This window comes from Methylobacterium sp. W2 (assembly GCF_020662345.1).
Taxonomy (GTDB): domain Bacteria; phylum Pseudomonadota; class Alphaproteobacteria; order Rhizobiales; family Beijerinckiaceae; genus Methylobacterium.
Window position 1 is genome coordinate 1 of sequence record NZ_VMOA01000117.1, and the last position, 411, is coordinate 411.

At 54.7% G+C, this 411-nt stretch carries 1 protein-coding gene; it reads left to right on the plus strand.

Annotation, left to right across the window (positions count from 1 at the left end):
- Positions 1 to 188: 188 nt before the first annotated feature.
- Positions 189 to 411: S-adenosylmethionine synthetase N-terminal domain-containing protein (locus tag FPV16_RS25975; protein ID WP_319802282.1), on the plus strand; the 223-nt coding region annotated here is incomplete at its 3' end.

Sequence of the window (411 nt, forward strand, 5' to 3'; positions counted from 1 at the left end):
GACTTGTGCCAGGCGAAAGCCTCTATATAGGTTTACGCAATGGCTTCCAGATCCAGATCAGGCATTTCGCCCGTCCTGGTTCGTAGACGATGCATAGGGTTGGCAGCTTGTCTGTCCAATCCGCAAGAGTGACTGTTTTAGACATGGCCTTCGGGCCGCCTCACCCACCGGTATATAGGAACCGTTAGATGAGCGAATACTCCCTGTTTACCTCCGAGTCCGTGTCTGAAGGACATCCGGATAAAATCGCCGACCAGATCTCCGATGCGGTGCTCGACGCCATCATCGCAGAAGACAAACACGCCCGTGTAGCCTGTGAAACGCTGGTCAAGACCGGTGTAGCCATTGTTGCCGGTGAAGTGACTACCTCCGCCTGGGTAGACCTTGAGCAGCTGGTTCGCGATGTCATCG